This is a genomic window from Bacillus solitudinis (assembly GCF_002797395.1).
Taxonomy (GTDB): Bacteria; Bacillota; Bacilli; order Bacillales; family Bacillaceae_D; genus Halalkalibacter_A; species Halalkalibacter_A solitudinis.
Genome location: NZ_KZ454943.1, coordinates 3423138 through 3439541, shown reverse-complemented (window position 1 = coordinate 3439541; position 16404 = coordinate 3423138). Strand labels below are relative to the sequence as shown.

Annotated in this window: 21 protein-coding genes and 1 riboswitch; of the genes, 5 read left to right on the top strand and 16 right to left on the bottom strand. The window is 38.7% G+C overall.

Annotated features, from left to right (window positions below; genetic code table 11):
* Nucleotides 1–5 precede the first annotated feature (5 nt).
* The 6 genes from CEF19_RS16905 to CEF19_RS16880 all read right to left on the bottom strand — a co-directional run bounded on the left by CEF19_RS16905 (nt 6) and on the right by CEF19_RS16880 (nt 2789).
* On the bottom strand, nt 6–212 hold the full coding sequence (locus CEF19_RS16905) for a DUF1657 domain-containing protein (RefSeq protein ID WP_100407138.1): 207 nt from the start codon (nt 210–212) through the stop codon (nt 6–8).
* Between the two features lie 11 nt (nt 213–223).
* Nucleotides 224–574, bottom strand: coding sequence for a stage V sporulation protein AE (gene spoVAE / locus CEF19_RS16900; RefSeq protein ID WP_100407137.1), 351 nt, complete (start codon nt 572–574; stop codon nt 224–226).
* The gene (spoVAD, locus tag CEF19_RS16895) at nt 571–1587 is read right to left on the bottom strand and encodes a stage V sporulation protein AD (protein ID WP_100407136.1); all 1017 of its coding nucleotides are present in this window, start codon (nt 1585–1587) and stop codon (nt 571–573) included. The genes spoVAE and spoVAD overlap by 4 nt, the downstream gene beginning before the upstream one ends.
* Nucleotide 1588: 1 nt before the next feature.
* Nucleotides 1589–2065 (bottom strand): stage V sporulation protein AC, encoded by a 477-nt coding sequence (gene spoVAC / locus CEF19_RS16890; RefSeq protein WP_100407135.1) that lies wholly within the window; start codon nt 2063–2065, stop codon nt 1589–1591.
* 18 nt (nt 2066–2083) lie between these two features.
* Nucleotides 2084–2521: a YhcN/YlaJ family sporulation lipoprotein gene (locus tag CEF19_RS16885; protein WP_157800989.1), complete on the bottom strand. Its 438-nt coding sequence runs from the start codon at nt 2519–2521 to the stop codon at nt 2084–2086.
* 64 nt (nt 2522–2585) lie between these two features.
* Nucleotides 2586–2789: a DUF1657 domain-containing protein gene (locus CEF19_RS16880; protein WP_100407134.1), complete on the bottom strand. Its 204-nt coding sequence runs from the start codon at nt 2787–2789 to the stop codon at nt 2586–2588.
* 162 nt (nt 2790–2951) lie between these two features.
* Between CEF19_RS16880 and CEF19_RS16875 the strand changes: the two genes are divergently transcribed.
* The 3 genes from CEF19_RS16875 (at nt 2952) to CEF19_RS16865 (ending at nt 5909) form a co-directional block, all read left to right on the top strand.
* The gene (locus CEF19_RS16875) at nt 2952–3473 is read left to right on the top strand and encodes a hypothetical protein (RefSeq protein WP_100407133.1); all 522 of its coding nucleotides are present in this window, start codon (nt 2952–2954) and stop codon (nt 3471–3473) included.
* A gap of 168 nt (nt 3474–3641) precedes the next feature.
* Nucleotides 3642–4328, top strand: coding sequence for a DUF421 domain-containing protein (locus CEF19_RS16870; protein ID WP_100407132.1), 687 nt, complete (start codon nt 3642–3644; stop codon nt 4326–4328).
* Between the two features lie 12 nt (nt 4329–4340).
* A complete protein-coding gene (locus CEF19_RS16865) occupies nt 4341–5909 on the top strand; it encodes an alkaline phosphatase family protein (RefSeq protein ID WP_100407131.1) in 1569 nt (522 codons plus the stop codon).
* A 138-nt stretch (nt 5910–6047) separates the two neighbouring features.
* Here CEF19_RS16865 and CEF19_RS16860 read toward each other — a convergent pair whose 3' ends face one another.
* The 3 genes from CEF19_RS16860 to CEF19_RS16850 all read right to left on the bottom strand — a co-directional run bounded on the left by CEF19_RS16860 (nt 6048) and on the right by CEF19_RS16850 (nt 8434).
* Nucleotides 6048–6926, bottom strand: coding sequence for a superoxide dismutase (locus CEF19_RS16860; RefSeq protein ID WP_100407130.1), 879 nt, complete (start codon nt 6924–6926; stop codon nt 6048–6050).
* 163 nt (nt 6927–7089) lie between these two features.
* Nucleotides 7090–7677 (bottom strand): SMC-Scp complex subunit ScpB, encoded by a 588-nt coding sequence (scpB, locus tag CEF19_RS16855; RefSeq protein ID WP_100407129.1) that lies wholly within the window; start codon nt 7675–7677, stop codon nt 7090–7092.
* Complete coding sequence (locus tag CEF19_RS16850) at nt 7664–8434, bottom strand: segregation/condensation protein A (protein ID WP_100407128.1); 771 nt, start codon at nt 8432–8434, stop codon at nt 7664–7666. The genes scpB and CEF19_RS16850 overlap by 14 nt, the downstream gene beginning before the upstream one ends.
* 206 nt (nt 8435–8640) lie before the next feature.
* Between CEF19_RS16850 and CEF19_RS16845 the strand changes: the two genes are divergently transcribed.
* Entirely contained in the window at nt 8641–9195 is a 555-nt protein-coding gene (locus CEF19_RS16845; RefSeq protein ID WP_100407127.1) for a DUF309 domain-containing protein, read from the top strand.
* Between the two features lie 14 nt (nt 9196–9209).
* On the opposite strand, the gene CEF19_RS16840 is transcribed toward CEF19_RS16845, so the two are convergent.
* From CEF19_RS16840 to bluB, 7 genes are all read right to left on the bottom strand, one after another.
* Complete coding sequence (locus CEF19_RS16840) at nt 9210–9563, bottom strand: GNAT family N-acetyltransferase (RefSeq protein ID WP_100407126.1); 354 nt, start codon at nt 9561–9563, stop codon at nt 9210–9212.
* Nucleotides 9564–9759: 196 nt separating this feature from the next.
* Nucleotides 9760–10230 (bottom strand): 6,7-dimethyl-8-ribityllumazine synthase, encoded by a 471-nt coding sequence (gene ribH, locus CEF19_RS16835; protein ID WP_100407125.1) that lies wholly within the window; start codon nt 10228–10230, stop codon nt 9760–9762.
* Between the two features lie 42 nt (nt 10231–10272).
* Nucleotides 10273–11478 carry a bifunctional 3,4-dihydroxy-2-butanone-4-phosphate synthase/GTP cyclohydrolase II gene (locus CEF19_RS16830; protein ID WP_319830081.1) on the bottom strand — a complete coding sequence of 402 codons (1206 nt, stop codon included), beginning with the start codon at nt 11476–11478 and terminating at the stop codon, nt 10273–10275.
* A 24-nt stretch (nt 11479–11502) separates the two neighbouring features.
* Nucleotides 11503–12156 (bottom strand): riboflavin synthase, encoded by a 654-nt coding sequence (ribE, locus tag CEF19_RS16825; protein ID WP_100407124.1) that lies wholly within the window; start codon nt 12154–12156, stop codon nt 11503–11505.
* Nucleotides 12157–12158: 2 nt separating this feature from the next.
* Nucleotides 12159–13244 (bottom strand): bifunctional diaminohydroxyphosphoribosylaminopyrimidine deaminase/5-amino-6-(5-phosphoribosylamino)uracil reductase RibD, encoded by a 1086-nt coding sequence (gene ribD, locus CEF19_RS16820; protein WP_100407123.1) that lies wholly within the window; start codon nt 13242–13244, stop codon nt 12159–12161.
* A gap of 295 nt (nt 13245–13539) precedes the next feature.
* Nucleotides 13540–13695: riboswitch (FMN riboswitch) on the bottom strand.
* Between the two features lie 66 nt (nt 13696–13761).
* Nucleotides 13762–14622, bottom strand: coding sequence for a mechanosensitive ion channel family protein (locus tag CEF19_RS16815; RefSeq protein WP_100407122.1), 861 nt, complete (start codon nt 14620–14622; stop codon nt 13762–13764).
* Nucleotides 14623–15267, bottom strand: a complete 645-nt coding sequence (gene bluB / locus CEF19_RS16810) for a 5,6-dimethylbenzimidazole synthase (RefSeq protein ID WP_100407121.1) — start codon at nt 15265–15267, stop codon at nt 14623–14625.
* A gap of 221 nt (nt 15268–15488) precedes the next feature.
* Here bluB and CEF19_RS16805 point away from each other — a divergent pair, with 221 nt between their 5' ends.
* Nucleotides 15489–16400 carry a TetR/AcrR family transcriptional regulator gene (locus tag CEF19_RS16805; RefSeq protein ID WP_100407120.1) on the top strand — a complete coding sequence of 304 codons (912 nt, stop codon included), beginning with the start codon at nt 15489–15491 and terminating at the stop codon, nt 16398–16400.
* Nucleotides 16401–16404: the final 4 nt, after the last annotated feature.

Here is a 16404-nt window from a genome sequence, read left to right as displayed (position 1 = left end):
AATCATTAATTTCCTTTATACTGAGGCTCTTCTTTTTCAATAAATGCGACTCGTTTTTCCATTTCAGTAATGACGGTCCTTGTTTTTAATGCAGCTTGATGGTAATCCTTATGGGTTCCCTCTTCCTTTGCTTTAAGTGCAAGTTCAGAAAGAGTAGCTTCTATCCCTTTTAACGTAATGAGTGTTCCTTTCACCTGTGATGCAACGGTCATTGTTAATCCTCCTATCCTTTAGGTCTAAAAATGAGCGATGCCAAAAAGCCGAAAATAATTGCAGCTGATATCCCTGCACTTGTTACTTCAAAAATACCAGTTACTACCCCGATTAATCCATTTGCCTCTGCCTCAGCCATTGCTCCATGCACTAATGAATTACCAAAGCTTGTAATTGGTACTGTTGCACCCGCCCCCGCAAAGTCAATAAGTGGTTCATAAAGTCCTAAGCCATCCAATATTGCACCACTGACCACTAGGGTACTCATTGTGTGTGCAGGAGTCAGCTTCATTACATCCAACATAATTTGTCCAATTACGCAAATAAGTCCACCAACGATAAATGCCCATAAAAAGGTCATTGGACTACACCTCCCGCTTCAATCGAAACAGCATGAGCAATACACGGTATAGTTTCTTGTTGCTGAAAAGAAAGGGGTGATAAAAGCGCCCCGGTCGCAACAACTAATATACGGTTTAATTCTCCTCGGTTCATTCGATTCAGTAAATGTCCGTATGTCACCGATGCCGAGCAACCAGGTCCACTCGCTCCCGCAAAAACCTGCTGACCTTCGCGATAAATCATTAATCCACAATCCTTAAATTTCTCTTTCTTTATTTTTATGCCGCTTTCTTCCAAAATTTTATGCGCAACCGGCAAGCCTATCTCTCCCAAATCTCCTGTGACAATTAAATCATAGTGATTAGTTGGAATATCCAAATCTCGAAAATGCGCTTCAATTGTATCTGCTGCAGCTGGCGCCATGGCACCGCCCATATTAAATGGATCGCCCATCCCCATATCAATGACTTTACCGATAGTTGCAGATGTCACAACAGGTCCTATTCCTTTCTGTGACAGAACCGCTGCGCCTGAAGCTGTAACCGTCCATTGGGCAGTTGGCGGTTTTTGACCTCCATATTCAGTCGGATAACGAAATTGTTTTTCTGTAGCTGTGTTATGGCTAGAAGCTGCGGTAACTACATTGTTAGCTCCACGGGCATTAATTATAAACGCCGCTAAGGCCAGTCCTTCCATTGAAGTCGAGCATGCACCAAATAACCCGAAATAAGGAATACCAAGCGTTCGTGACCCGAAACTTGAAGGGGTCATTTGATTGATTAAATCTCCTGCGAACATAAATTGAATATCTTCATTCTGCAATTCTGCTTTTTCGATAGCACGAGTAATCGATTCTTCAAGGAGTACACGCTGTGCTTTTTCAAAGGAGTCTTGTTCAAGCCAAAGATCCTTATGAAACAAATCAAAGTCATCAGCTAACATTCCTTTTGCCTCAAAAGGTCCACCGACTGTCCCCGTCGAAACGATAACAGGCTTTTTCTCAAAGGTCCATGATTGATGGCCTTGTAGCATATTAAAAACCCCCTTGAATAAATAACGTTTTAATTAATGCTATGACAAAAGCCGCCACTGTTCCAAACACAATAACCGATCCTGCTAGTTTGAAAATATTTCCTCCAACGCCAAGAACATATCCTTCTGTACGATGTTCAATCGCTGCCGCCGCAACCGAATTTGCAAATCCTGTAACAGGTACCGCTGTTCCTGCACCAGAAAATTGTGCGAATTTGTCATACACCCCAAATCCAGTAAGGAGCACGGAAAGAAAAATAAGGGTTGCGACAGTGGGATCACCTGCCGACCTTTCTGTAAAATCAAAAAAAGTATAATACATCATTTGGAGCGCTTGCCCCAAAACACAGATAAGGCCCCCGATTACAAACGCCCGAATACAATTTTTAAAAACAGGACGTTTCTTTTCGTATTTAGCTTCTAATTTTTGATAAGACTGCTGAGTTGGTGTTAAATTTTTCTTTTTATTTGATGACATGTGCGTTTTTCCACCTCCTTACCCTTTCATTTTATCTTCTAAATCTTTCACCTTATCTTTCAGCTCTTTTTCTGATATTTGATTCTTTATTAATTGTTGTTCTAGTTTTTCAAATTCCATAAAAATCTTTTTGTCTGTTGATACATGGACATTTGCTTCAGGATACCGTTTCTTAATATGGTCATGGGCTTCTTTACGAATTCCATTTAATCGAAATCGATCAAATTGTTTCACACGAGGTACTATGTAGATGTCTTTATCGTGTTGAACACCTTTTACTTCTATTACTTCATCCATTGAAAGTGTGATTTGTTTCGCTTCATCCGCTTTAGTTTGCGGTACAGTAGCCTCCTCCCCAACCTGTAGAAGACCAACATTATTATCCTGACCAACCTGACACCCTCCAGCTAAAAACGTAATTCCTATTAAGGCAAATAACGTAAACACTCGCTTCATGACCCTCACCTCTTTTATCTGTTATAGATAGAGCCGATGCATCAAACATCGACCCCTTTTCCCGTTAGGATTTATATTGAGGTTCTTCTTGCTCAATTTGTTGTAAGCGAGGCTCTAAAACATCAACAATGGTTTGCGTTTGCTGAGCCGTTTGTTGGAATAAAAGTTTCGCTTGTTGATTGTCTGTTTCCAATGAAAACGTCTCTAAACTTGCTTGTGCACTCTTTAAACCGGCAATTGTTTGTTTTACTTTGTTAACAACGGTCATTTAGTACTCCTCCTTCAATGGGATTCTTTTCTTTTTTAGAATGGAAAGAAACGTCAAAATTATGTGTTACAAATTCAGGTAAAAAACATTATAAAAACTCTTCAAAAAACAAATTCATGTTAAAATATAAAGAAATTCAAAAATTGAAAGGGGGCTTTGGTTGTGGTAGAAATAGCTTTTCTTGTGATGGTATTACTCGCGTGTTGGTTCAACATTAAATTATCAATAAGACAGAAAACCATTCTACAACTCCTTCAAAATGTAAAAACAGAGATAAATATACTTAAGACACAAACATCTTTTCTTCAAACAAAAGAAGATGCTGCACTTCTAGATGAGAAACGAAGCCATCTGTTTTTACTGGCTTATCAAATTCGTGATGCTATTCATAAGCAGGAAAAGTCGATTCATTCTTATGCGATCGAAGAAGCCCCACTAACTCATGGTTATTCAAAAGAAGAATTAGTACGCATGCTCTCTTCAAAAGAACTCCTTGCTACTCAGCGATTTTGGCAGCTTTTTAATGAATATGTTATGGTTCATTGGCTTAGCCAAGATCAAACATACAAACGAATTTTCAGAGGCCATCCTGAGGATTCCAGCTCAGAACTTGCGCAAATGAGGCTTGCATCAACTAAACTTCTTCGAGAACTAGATTTGTTACTGCAAGAAATGAGAAGCTAAAATATTTTACTTAAGATGGGTGTCACAAGGGTAAAGATGGTCTAACCTTTTGGACACCTTTTTAGCGTCGTTCAAAGGGAATACTATCCCTTTTGGAAGAGATACTTATAAGTAAGCCCCACTTGGTACAACATACTAAATAACTCGTCTAAGTAAAGGGGACTTATAGTGGATACAAATTTTTTAGCTTTAACTGTTGAGTTGTTTATGGGGTTCTTAGCTTTACTTGCTCTTACAAAGCTTCTCGGTAAAAATCAAATTACTCAGTTAACGCCTTTTGACTTTATCTCAGCACTAGTCCTCGGAGAACTTGTCGGAAATGCTATTTATGATAAAGAAATTGGCTTACCCTACGTGCTATATGCTGTTTTTTTTTGGGGAACCCTTATTTATAGCGTTGAAATGCTCACTCAGAAGTTTAGAGGTTCTAGAGCCTTTCTCGAAGGTAAGCCTTCTCTTGTGATTTCAGGTGGGAAGATACAATATGAACAACTAAAAAAGAACAAACTTGATTTAAATCAATTACAACATTTACTGCGAGAAAAAGAAGTCTTTTCGATCCGTGAAGTGGAGTACGGCGTTTTAGAAACGAATGGTTCTGTCAGTGTCTTGAGAAAGCAACCTTACGACACCCCTAGGAATCTGGACTTACACATACCTGATAGTCTGGTTAGTTTGCCCATTTTACTTATACTCGATGGTGAAGTAATCACTGAGAGCTTACATCAACTTAAGAAAACAGAAGAGTGGCTTAACGATGAATTAATTGCAAGAGGAATACCTGGAACAACCGCTGTACTTTACGCTGAATGGCGTGATGAAGATGGTTTTGAAATCCAGACATACTCTAGTTAAGAGGTGTTTTAAATGAAACAATGGATATTATTTTTATTTGTATGTTTCTTTTTAGTCGCTTGCCAAGACAAGCAACCTGAAGGAGCGAGCTTACAAGGAGGGCATCCGTCTTCTATTCAGAAAAACGTTATCGCCATTATAATCGACTCGATGACCGACGATCTTGTTCAATCAGCACAGGTTGAAGGTAAAATTCCAGCTCTAAGCTATTTAATGAAACAAGGACATTACGTGCCTGACTTTATTGCGCCTTTTCCTACAATGTCCGTGGTCATTGAAAGTACATTAATGACAGGAGCGGAACCAAACGTGCATCAAATACCAGGAATTGTTTGGTATAAAGAGGATGAAAATCGTCTGATTAACTATGGATCAACTATACCAGGGATGTGGAAACTAGGTATGGGCGATTCCCTTACTAATACCATCTACCATTTAAATAATACCCATCTTAGCGATGATACTGTAACTATCTTTGAAAAACTTCATGAAAAAGGTCATACAACAGGTGCTGTGAACACCCTTATTTACCGTGGACCGACTGATCATATAATAACAATCCCTTTTTCTGCGCATAGGGTACTAGGAGATAAGGTTTACAAGACAAAAGGACCGGATATTCTATCCTTGGGACAAGCTGTTAAACCAAAGGTCATTCAAAATAAAACATTAAGTGATACATTGTATCAAAGGTATGGCTTTCATGATAAATATTCTACCGAAGTGGTTGAACAGTTGATTTCATCGAAGGAACAGCCCCAGTTTCTTATGGTCTTTCTTCCAGATTTAGATAAGAAAATCCATAATGAAGGCCCTGATTACGTTGAAGGTTTGGGGGAAGCTGATTATTTCCTACAAAAGATTTTAAATAGTTATGATAACTGGGAGAAAGCTCTCGATGAAAATATTTTTATCGTCTTTGGAGACCATGGACAAGATAAGATACTTGCCGATAAAAATGAGGCTGCCATTGAAGTCGAACCTCTGCTAGAACCATACACTATTGCCCCTCTCTTAGATGAACCGACTAGCGCAGACTTTTTTATTGCAAACAATCACCGCATGATGTATTTGTATCAAGGTCTAATTGATAGACCTTGGAAAGAGCTGTTGCCTTCCATTCTTTCAGATACTAGACTTGACCATATTGCTTATTTAGATGGGGACGAGATGGTTATAACAAACTCTCAACTTAATCAGGAAATCAGGGTAAAAAAAGATGGAAATTGGATTGATGAATTTGGAGAGTCGTGGCAGTTACATGGAGATGTAAGTCTTGTAGACGTTGAGCTAAACCATACAAAGCAGCAAATCTACTATGGACAGTATCCTAATGTATTTAAACAGTTTTATCATGCACTTCATAGTCATTCAAGACCACTCATTGTTACGGCAAAACCTGGGCATGTACTCAAATCAGAAGCATCACCTGTTTATACGGGGGGAGGAGAACATGGTGGGTTGCATATTAATGACACAAATACTGCAATGATTATTGCAGGTACAGACAAACTACCTGCGGATCGTCGTATGGAGAGTTTTAAAGCTTATATTTTATCATTATTTAATATAGGGGAATAAGAAAAGCTACATAGTAGCCTCTGTAAAAGTAGAAACCAAAAGGCAAAACTTTAATGGCATGAAATACAACCAGGGGAGTTCTTTCCTTTAAATCTAAGAAGGTCCCAAAAGGTGTTTTCCTTTTTAGGACCTTCTTGTTTAGAAAGGCTTCCAACGTATGGTTTGAGCTTTCTGAAAGCGTTGATTAACAACGGGCCAATTAACCACATTCCACCAGTTTTTAATATAAGGTTCCCGTTCATTTTTATATTGTAAATAATAAGCGTGCTCCCATACATCAAGAACAAGTAAAGGAATCACATCTTGCTGAGATAAATTTTGATGTTTTTCGGCTTGGAGAATTTCTAAGCGATGAGAGCGAGGAGACCAGACTAAAAAAGCCCAACCTACTCCTTCGACTTCTTCTGCTGCTTTAGAGAAATGCTCTTTCATTTTTTGAAAGCTTCCAAAATCCTTATTAATTTGTGTAGCAAGTTGGCCAACTGGCTCCCCACCACCTTTTGGGCTCATGATTTCCCAGAAAATCGAATGTAAATAATGGCCAGCTCCATGAAAAGCAGCTTCTCTCTCCCAATGCTTTAACAGGTCATATTCGCCTGTTTGACGTGCTTCTTCCATCTGTCTTTCAGCTTTATTTAATCCATCCACGTAGCTTTGATGATGCTTTAAATGGTGGAGTTGCATAATTTCCTGCGCAATATAAGGTTCAAGGGCATCATATTTATAGGGAAGTGGTGGGAGGGTGTGACCTCCGATTGGGACAGCACCGTCACTTTTTCTCAAACGCTCTTCGTCGAGTTGATTCCAGACCTCATACACATTTCTAGCAAGTTGCGAAATCCTCTCTTCATTCCTCATTTCATCTTTTTGAAGTTCATTTTGTAACTCTTTAAGATGATTATCAAAGGGAGTCGTTTTTTCAATACCGACCTCTTGCACAATATGGTAGCGATGTTCATTCCAGAGCTGTTCTAGACTAAAAGCCCATTCCTTGATTGTGTGTTTCTCTTGATTCATCCGTTCTCCTCCTTATTCATACAGTCTTTTCAATATATCGAAGGAGATGTAGAAGTGTGTATGTCTATACTCGCACATCTCAAGAGATTTGCCACAAAAAAATAAGCCAAGTACTTACTTGGCTGTCTTCACAAGGGCTCGGAACAAAAACATCATTTGTAGTCTACTCGACTCCCAAATTTTCCTCAAATTGCTTAAAAAATAAATCAGCTTCATCATCTAACGATTCCTCATCAATATCCTCAGGCAACGGAGGAAGTTCATTAAGCTGTTTTAACCCAAAGTGATCTAAAAACTGTTTTGTTGTGCCGTATAAAATTGGTCTACCAGTTCCTGGCGCTCGGCCGATTTCCTTAATTAGCAGCTTTGATGAAAGAGATTGCAATGCTTTTTCTGACTTTACTCCTCGAATCTCATCAATATCAACTCGTGTAATCGGTTGTTTATAGGCAACGATTGCAAGTGTTTCTAGGGAAGCCTGGGAGAGGCCGGAATGAATCGGTGATGATGCTAATTTTTTAAAATAATCAGCGTGTTCTGCTTTTGTAGTAAACCTGAATGCGCCTGCGATTTGAACAATTTGAAGACCGCGGTGATCTTGTTCATAGTTTGCCTGCAAATCATTTATGGCTTCCAAAACAGTCACTTTTTCTAATTCAAGAATTTCTGCTACCTGCTCAATTGTCATACCTTCATCTCCGGTAACAAAGAGCAACCCTTCAATGATGGCTTTCATTTCATGTAGCTCCATTGGATAGTTCCTCCTCTGTCGCAAAAATCATAATATCCGAAAAATTCTCCTTTTGTTCACAGTGAATAACGTTTGTTTTCATCAGTTCAAGAATGGCTAAAAAAGTTACAACGACAAAACCTTTTTCTGGAACCGGAAATAATTCCTCAAAACGACATTTGCCATGAAAACGTCTGATTTCATCAATGACTTCATGCATTCTTACTTCAATTGAATATTCCTGACTTCTCACTGTTGTTGTTCGCGGTGCCTTGAGCACCTTACGCTTTATTAACTTTTGATACGCTGCGAGCATGTCAAAAAGCGACACACCATGGATTGCAATCTCACGACGGTCGTCATCACTAATAAACGGCTCTAAATCGACAGGAGGTTTGGAGTGCACCAAGCTTCGTTGTTCTTCTTTATCCTTAAGATCGTTCGCAGCTTCCTTGTATCTCCTATATTCAATAAGTCGGTACATTAGTTCATCCCGGGGATCTTCTTCTTCAGGCATCAGTTCTTCATCAAAGAGCTCATCTTGTTGTTTTGGCAAAAGCATTTTACTCTTTATTACGAGTAACGTTGCTGCCATGACTAAGTATTCACTTGCACTATCGAGCTCAAGATTTTGCATAGCGTGAACGTAGCTCATATACTGGTCTGTAATCATTGCCACAGGGATATCATATATATCTACTTCTGCTTGATTAATCAGATGGAGAAGGAGGTCAAGAGGACCTTCAAAGGCATCGAGTTTAACACTGTATGGGTTCATTCAACCACCACTAGCTCTTTTAGTTTAGATGAGATTATAACATATCTAGGAGCAAAGGGGAACATTCTTTCGATACAATTATATTCAATTCTTCTCCATTTTATCAAAAACATCCCCAACAATCTTCATAATTTACAACTCATCTTTGAAATTTAGCTCATTTGGTATGGTACACTGAAAACGGAATAATAGATGGAGGGAACACAATGTATCCAAACGCTTATCTAGATTATCTTCTCTACTTTCATGGGGAACGCGATTATTTCGAATGTCATGAAGTGTTAGAGGAACACTGGAAAAAACAACCCCGTGGTAAACGAAAGCAACACTGGGTTGGGCTTATACAATTAGCTGTGGGACTATATCATCAACGTCGTGGTAATCTGAACGGGGCAAAACGCATGTTCACCAGCGCAGCAAGAATTATTGAATTAGAACAGCGAGAAATCGCGGCTTTAGGTATTAATGCATCTCTTTTATATGAACAAATCACACAAAGAATCGAAGAAATCCAATTTATCAATTCCAGTTTTACCGACTTGAATTTGCCGATAGTTGACGAAAACTTACTTCTCTCTTGCCAGGAACGATGTAACCAATTAGGGATAGCTTGGGGGATGGAAAGTAGTTTAGAAAATGAGGAACTTGTTCATAAGCATACTAGAAGAAACCGAGAGGCCGTTATAGAAGAACGCCAGCGACAAATACAAAAGCGCCTAAAACAAGCAAAAATAACAAAAGAAGATGACTCAAGCTGTTGAGTTTCGAGTCATCTTTATAAAATCTTATCTTCTTGACACGTTTGGAAAAAACCCTTTGTTTCTTTTGTAGGTATTAATTGAAAAGAATGTTGTTCGTTTATAGCTTGAATCATTTTCTTCCCTATTCCTTCTTCACGAAAAGAAGGATTGACACAAAGATGCTGTAGCTTTGCTTCTTGTTCTTCAACCTTTATACCAATAATACCAACAAAATCATGACCTTCCTGCCATAAATAAAGCTGCCAATTCGCTTCTGTTTCATAACGTTCCATTGTCTTGATGAGCTTTTTTAATTCTTTTTCTTTGGGCATAAACGAAAGGAGCCCCATCGCTATTTTCTTATGAACTGTTTTATAAGGTAGTAGCATGTTTTTCCCCTTCTTTACCTTTATCACTTCTTTTTAGTTTATCATAATAAGGAATCGTAAAGTCAATAATATAGAACTTGACTGTTTTCACTCTACTTTCCCCTTTTACAATATGTTCATACACGTGTGAAGGTTCATCAAAAAAAAGAAGGTGCTCAGGTCATTGGACCTAGCTCCCTCATAAAAATATAGACTTTTATTTATCAAATGAACGACTTAGGTTAGCCATTTCAATTGCTGCAGTAGCTGCATCCCAGCCTTTATTACCTGCCTTCGTTCCAGCTCGTTCGACAGCTTGTTCAATTGTATCAGTTGTTAGAACACCGAAAATAACTGGTTTTCCTGATGTTAATGATAAAGAACCTACTCCTTTTGCCACTTCATTACAAACATAATCAAAATGAGGTGTTGATCCACGGATAACGGTTCCAAGCGTAATCACGGCATCATATTTACCTGAATCAACCATCTTTTTTGCCGCGAATGGAATTTCAAAAGCTCCCGGTACCCAAGCTACATCAATATCGGCTTCCTCCATACCATGACGTTTAAGTGCATCTTGTGCTCCACCCAATAACTTACTCGTAATAAATTCATTAAATCGCCCAACTACGATTCCAACCTTTAAACCTGTCGCTACTAAATGTCCTTCAAAAACTTTTCCCATTATAAATTCCTCCTTCGTATGTAAGATCTTTTAAAAAGCTCATTAAAAACGTAACATATGTCCTAATTTTGATGTTTTCGTACGTAAATAGTTTTCGTTATCTTTATTGTGAGGTAGTTGTAGTGGCACCCTCTCTACTACTTCTAGGTCATAGCCTTTTAAACCAGTGATTTTTCTGGGATTGTTTGTTAGAAGCCTCATTTGCTTAACCCCTAAATCCCGTAAGATTTGTGCACCAATCCCATAATCTCGTAAGTCTGCTGCAAAACCAAGCTTCTCATTTGCTTCAACTGTATCATAACCCTCTTCCTGAAGCTTATAGGCCTTTAACTTATTCATCAAACCAATTCCGCGACCTTCTTGGCGCATATAGAGTAAAATCCCTTTACCCTCTTTCTCGATTTGAGCCAATGCAGCATGAAGCTGTGGACCACAATCACAACGATGAGAACCAAATACGTCACCTGTTAGGCACTCAGAATGAACTCTCACTAACGTTGGTTCTCCTTCAACGATTGTGCCTTTTACCAATGCGATGCTTTCCTTATCGTCTACGATATTACTATAACCTAATGCTTGAAAGTCACCAAACTCAGTAGGGAGCTTCACCTCTACTTCTCGTTTTACGAGCTTATCTTTGCGGTGACGGTACTTAATCAAATCTTTAATTGTAATCATCTTTAAATCGTGATCATCGGCAATTTTTCGAAGCTCAGGTACTCGTGCCATCGTGCCATCTTCATTCATAATTTCACAAATGACCGCAGCAGGTTTTGAACCAGCTAATCTTGCCAAATCAACAGCTGCTTCCGTGTGACCTGCACGTCGCAAAACCCCCCCGTCTTTAGCAACAAGTGGAAACATGTGTCCTGGCCGTTTAAAATGTTGCTTTTGTGATTTCTCATCAATTAATGCCTGAACGGTATCTGCCCTTTCTTTCGCAGAGATTCCCGTTTTGTTTGTGTAATGGTCTACACTAACCGTAAACGCTGTACCATGTGGGTCTGTATTGTGGTCAACCATGGAAACTAAATCTAGCTCCTCTGCTCGATTTTCTGTAATCGGCACACAGACAAGTCCACGCCCATGCGTTACCATAAAATTAATCACATCCTGGGTAGTCTTTTCAGCGATTGCGATAAAGTCCCCTTCATTTTCACGATCCTCGTCGTCACAAGCGATAATAACCTTTCCCTGCATTAACTCATAAATCGCTTCTTCAATTGGGTCAAATATTTTTTCTGTCATCTATTTCACCATCCTTTGAACTTATTATTTATAGCCATGTTCCTCTAAAAAGCTAGAGGTTAAAGAAGAATTAGCTTTAGTAGCATCAAAGCGTCTCATGATAAATTGCTCGATGTATTTTCCAACCATGTCACATTCAATGTTAACGATATCTCCAACGTTCTTTGAACCTATAATCGTCTGCTCTATTGTGTGAGGAATAATTGAAATTGTAAAAGATTCATTATCGACTGCAAAAATCGTTAAGCTCGTTCCATCAACCGCAACAGAGCCCTTATGAATCATATACGTTCTCAACTCTTCTGATACTCCTATCCGGTAGTATACAGCATTATGTTGTGCATCTTTTGATAAGACATGCCCGGTTCCATCAACATGCCCGGATACAAAATGACCTCCAAACCGACCTTTTGCACTCATCGCACGCTCCAAGTTTACTTTCGAACCTCTACCTAGTCCTTTTAAGCTTGTAGCACGCACGGTTTCAGGCATAATATCAACCGAAAACTGTTTCGTCGTAAATGAGGTTACGGTTAAACAAACTCCGTTAACGGAAATACTATCTCCTAAATGAACGTCATCTAAGATCGATGATGCTGCGATTTTCATTACAATTGCTTCACCGCTTTGGCGAATATCATCTATGGTCCCAACTTCTTCAATAATACCAGTAAACACGATTATCCCTCCTCCTTTACTTGCGCGATTAGCTTTATATCATCGCCGACTTTCATCACATCTGTTATATCAAGCAAAAGAGCGTCATCAACTTCAAGTATCCCTTCCCCTCCAATAGCTGTAGGTGCACCTGTTCCACCGAACAGCTTCGGAGCTAAATACATAATAAGTTGGTTCACCGCTTTTTCTTTTAGGAAGCTACCGTTCACTTTAGCACCACCCTCTACGAATACGGATGTTATCCCTCGCAATCCGAGTTCTTTTAAAACCGTATCAATTGAATAGTTAAAAAGTCTAATAACGATGGCGCCTCGTGCTTCAAGATTTTTTTCGTTTTCCGTGGAAGCCTCTTCTGTTGCAAAAATCAATGTTGGAGACTCTTTATCATTGACGATGACCGCATCAAGAGGAGTACGCAGTCCTCTATCTAAAATGACGCGGATCGGATTTTTTCCACCTTGAGGCAATCGCGTTGTAAGCGATGGATTATCTGCTAAGATGGTTCCAATACCAACAAGAATTGCGTCATGGCTATGACGATAACGATGTACGTCTTCCCTCGCAGCTTCTCCGGTAATCCACTTACTTTTACCGGTTACCGTCGCCGTCTTACCATCAAGCGTTGTTGCTGATTTCATCGTTACAAATGGTCTTCCCGTTTTAATATAATGGAAAAATACATCATTTAATTTCTTCGCTTCTGATTGACAGACACCAACCTCAACCTCAAGCCCAGCATCTTTAAGCTTTTTAATGCCTCTTCCAGCAACCTCAGGATTGGGATCAACCATTGCAATAACTACCCGTTTTAATCGCTTAGCTATGATTAATTCTGCACAAGGCGGCGTTTTTCCATGATGACTGCAAGGCTCAAGTGTTACATATATCGTTGCTCCATTTGCTTTTTCTCCCGCCATTGTTAACGCTTGTACTTCTGCATGACCTTCACCAGCTTTTAAATGAGCACCCATTCCAACAATGGCTCCACCCTTGACAACGACTGACCCTACCATTGGGTTAGGTGACGTTTGCCCACGGGTACTTTCAGCTAACTGCAAGGCTAGGTTCATATACTCCACATCGTTCATGTCATCACCCTATTTTATATTCATTGGAAAATTAAACCTTAGCCGAGAAGTTCGCTCGGCTGCCGTCGCTCTTGCGACTATACAAAACCTTAGCCGAGAAGTTCACTCGGCTGCCGTCGCTCTTGCGACTATACAAAAAACCCGAAGTTTTCACTTCGGGTTGGGGTGTAATAAAAGAGTATCACGAAATAAACCGTTTAAAAATAAACAAACGGGTTGTGTGTTCCCATCTATAAAAAGGACAGACTTCTCCCTTTTTATCTTAGCTTTTCAAAAAAAAAGCTTCGATGTTCTTCTCTTCCTTCTCCCATCCAGACTTTCACTGTCGGTCCCGGACTTTCACCAGGTCCACCGCTTTTGACGAATCAAAATCGGGTCACGGACTAAGAAACCTTTTCGATAGGGCCTCATCACCGCCGGTCGGGATTTTCACCCGGCCCCGAAGGATTATGCTATGTAGTTATCAATCTTGAAATGATTGTATCCTTTTCCTCATCATTCGTCAACTAACTTGTTTTTAGTTATCGACTTCATTATTGTAAAAAATTTTTTGTTCTGGCATTATGATTTTTTGTTCAAATAATAATTGCGCTAATTGCTCCTTCATATCTTGAACAGCAACAACATAATCTTGGTCAGTAACTGTAGCAACAATTGTAAATTTATATCCAAGTGGCGTTGTATCAAGGGATGAAATACCATGTACACGGTAAGGTTCTACTACATTCCCTTCCCTGTCGCGCTTTAAATATCCTTTATGTTGTTCATTTAACCGTTCGCAAAGTTCTATTAATAAGCATTTAACTTCGCTGGGGTTTTGCCTAAAGCTGACGATTACTGCTTCAAAAATTCGTCTTGTTTCAACGTTTCCATTAATAACTTTTCGAACCTCACCATTTGAAATTGTTGTGACCATTCCATTTAACTTACGAATTTTTAAAGCACGAAACCCTAATTCTTCTACGATTCCCCCATCTAACTCATCATTGATTAGGACGAAATCCCCCTTTCGAAATTGTCCTTCAAATAAGAAAAAGAACCCATAGAGCATATCTTTAATCGCACTTTGAGCTCCAAAACCGATGACGATTCCTAGGACTCCGCCTGCAACAAGCAATTCTCTAATTTCTATAAACGGTCGTATCGCTGTGACAAGCACAACAAAAAACGCAATATAATTCGACGTTGTTTTAATGACACTTTCCAATGTTTCCTCATGTTTTCGATCAATGTAATCGGTACGTTTAAAAAACTGATGTACACTAAAACGGATAAAAATAACAAATCCATAAGTAATAACAGCCGTTATAGCTAACGTTAGTATATATTTTCGAAAGTCATCCCACTCAACTTGCACTAAGTCTTTGAAAATTTCCATCTATCTTCTTGCACCCCATTTATCATCAAAAATTAAATCAGCTAAGCACCGACGCCTTTCCCAGTTCGCTTCCTCTAAGATAGGCTTACTAGGATAATTTTCAGTATACCCGACTGACATCAACGCAATCGGATCAACATGAGGTGGAATCGCTAAAATATCCCGAATGTCATTTTTCTTATAAAAGCTAACCCAGCCCATCGCAAGACCTTCTGCACAGGCAGCCAACCACATATTTTGAATGGCGCAAGCAGTTGAAAGACTATCAGTTTCAGGAATCGAATTACGCCCTAACACATGTGAACCTCCTCGTGTTGGATCGCATGTTACACAAATCGTTAATGGTGCCTCCTTTAATCCCTCAACTTTCAAACGCAAGAAGCTTGATTCCTTTTCCCCTTCATAATGTATGGCGAGTGCTCTTCGTTCCTTATCAGCAGCCCAGGCAAGCCGTTCTTTTACCTCTTGAGACGTAATGAGAACAAAGTTCCAAGGTTGCATAAATCCAACTGAAGGACCATGATGAGCAGCTTCTAGCAATCTTTGAATGACATCTTCAGAAATAGGTGATGGTAGAAATGTTCGAACGTCTCTTCTTGTCTCAATAACTTTATAGATAGCTTCTTTCTCTTCTTTTGAAAACATCGTATCCTCCCCCAAATAGTATGACTACTTAAAAAGATACCATAGAACAATTAAGAACAAGAATTTTTTCAAAAAAAAAGATTTTGACTACATAGTCAGTTTATTTAATTGTAGAAGTTTATTTAATTGTAGCAAGTTAAAATGATATGGTATATTAGCAATATTAGTGTGAATTAAGCAATTGACTAATTAGTCAGTTCCTTTGAAATGAGGTCTTAACAATGAACGATAAACAAGAGCGTATTCTTCATTCAGCAATGAATTTGTTTGCAAATAAAGGATATCATTTTACATCAATGCAAGAGATTGCAGAGGATGTCGGAATTTCAAAAGGATCGCTCTATTTAAATTTTAAATCAAAGGAGGAACTACTACTTTCCATTATTAAACGCTACCAGGATGAAATGTTTGAAAAGCTAGCTTTTGTTTCAAAGGATACCTATTTATCACCGTTCGAAAACCTAACAAAACAAGTTTTCATTCATTTATCTCTTTTTAAGGAAAATGGAGATTTTATTAAAATTTTACTCAATGAACAACGGAATCAAAAAAGCATAAACATTCAAGATTTCATCTCACAAACACGCGCGAAAATCATATTTCGCCAAAAAAAGATGCTCTTGCAAGCCTATGGTGAAGAAATCAACCCATTTTTATGGGATTTAGTTTCTATTTTTCACGGAATTATAAGAGAGTATCAACATCAGCTTGTGTTTGAAAGAAAACCTCTTGATATACAGGAGACCGCGTCATTTATTGTTCGTCTTACTAAAATCATTACCGAGGATTTCAATGCACATCAACCAACACCGATAATAACAGCCGAAATGATGATGGAGATCGATCAACTTGGGGAGCATGAATCCTTTCATTCTCAAGAAGAAAAGCTCTCTTTCGATATCACCCAACTTATTAGAAAAATTGAACTACTTCACATACCTAATGCGGAGGAAAAGCATAATTATATTTCGTCTTTGTTACTTTTAGATGAGGAAATGAAAAGTAAACAGCCACGGAAGTTTCTTATTAATTCATTGCTAGCCTATATTCATTCAATTAAAGAGCTTGAAGAGGATGTAACAAAACTTAAAGAATTTATTGACTTAATGTCTAAAAAAAGACTTAATCATTAGAAAT

What these genes read in the sequence shown, in the direction of transcription:
- spoVAE (WP_100407137.1), bottom strand. Translation starts at nt 574, where the DNA reads ATGACCTTTTTATGGGCATTTATCGTTGGTGGACTTATTTGCGTAATT.
- CEF19_RS16840 (WP_100407126.1), bottom strand. Translation starts at nt 9,563, where the DNA reads ATGCTACTACCTTATAAAACAGTTCATAAGAAAATAGCGATGGGGCTC.
- CEF19_RS16905 (WP_100407138.1), bottom strand. Translation starts at nt 212, where the DNA reads ATGACCGTTGCATCACAGGTGAAAGGAACACTCATTACGTTAAAAGGG.
- CEF19_RS16805 (WP_100407120.1), top strand. Translation starts at nt 15,489, where the DNA reads ATGAACGATAAACAAGAGCGTATTCTTCATTCAGCAATGAATTTGTTT.
- CEF19_RS16845 (WP_100407127.1), top strand. Translation starts at nt 8,641, where the DNA reads ATGTATCCAAACGCTTATCTAGATTATCTTCTCTACTTTCATGGGGAA.
- bluB (WP_100407121.1), bottom strand. Translation starts at nt 15,267, where the DNA reads ATGTTTTCAAAAGAAGAGAAAGAAGCTATCTATAAAGTTATTGAGACA.
- ribD (WP_100407123.1), bottom strand. Translation starts at nt 13,244, where the DNA reads ATGAACGATGTGGAGTATATGAACCTAGCCTTGCAGTTAGCTGAAAGT.
- CEF19_RS16880 (WP_100407134.1), bottom strand. Translation starts at nt 2,789, where the DNA reads ATGACCGTTGTTAACAAAGTAAAACAAACAATTGCCGGTTTAAAGAGT.
- CEF19_RS16850 (WP_100407128.1), bottom strand. Translation starts at nt 8,434, where the DNA reads ATGAACCCATACAGTGTTAAACTCGATGCCTTTGAAGGTCCTCTTGAC.
- CEF19_RS16865 (WP_100407131.1), top strand. Translation starts at nt 4,341, where the DNA reads ATGAAACAATGGATATTATTTTTATTTGTATGTTTCTTTTTAGTCGCT.
- ribH (WP_100407125.1), bottom strand. Translation starts at nt 10,230, where the DNA reads ATGGGAAAAGTTTTTGAAGGACATTTAGTAGCGACAGGTTTAAAGGTT.
- CEF19_RS16860 (WP_100407130.1), bottom strand. Translation starts at nt 6,926, where the DNA reads ATGAATCAAGAGAAACACACAATCAAGGAATGGGCTTTTAGTCTAGAA.
- spoVAC (WP_100407135.1), bottom strand. Translation starts at nt 2,065, where the DNA reads ATGTCATCAAATAAAAAGAAAAATTTAACACCAACTCAGCAGTCTTAT.
- CEF19_RS16885 (WP_157800989.1), bottom strand. Translation starts at nt 2,521, where the DNA reads ATGAAGCGAGTGTTTACGTTATTTGCCTTAATAGGAATTACGTTTTTA.
- CEF19_RS16830 (WP_319830081.1), bottom strand. Translation starts at nt 11,478, where the DNA reads ATGACAGAAAAAATATTTGACCCAATTGAAGAAGCGATTTATGAGTTA.
- CEF19_RS16815 (WP_100407122.1), bottom strand. Translation starts at nt 14,622, where the DNA reads ATGGAAATTTTCAAAGACTTAGTGCAAGTTGAGTGGGATGACTTTCGA.
- spoVAD (WP_100407136.1), bottom strand. Translation starts at nt 1,587, where the DNA reads ATGCTACAAGGCCATCAATCATGGACCTTTGAGAAAAAGCCTGTTATC.
- scpB (WP_100407129.1), bottom strand. Translation starts at nt 7,677, where the DNA reads ATGGAGCTACATGAAATGAAAGCCATCATTGAAGGGTTGCTCTTTGTT.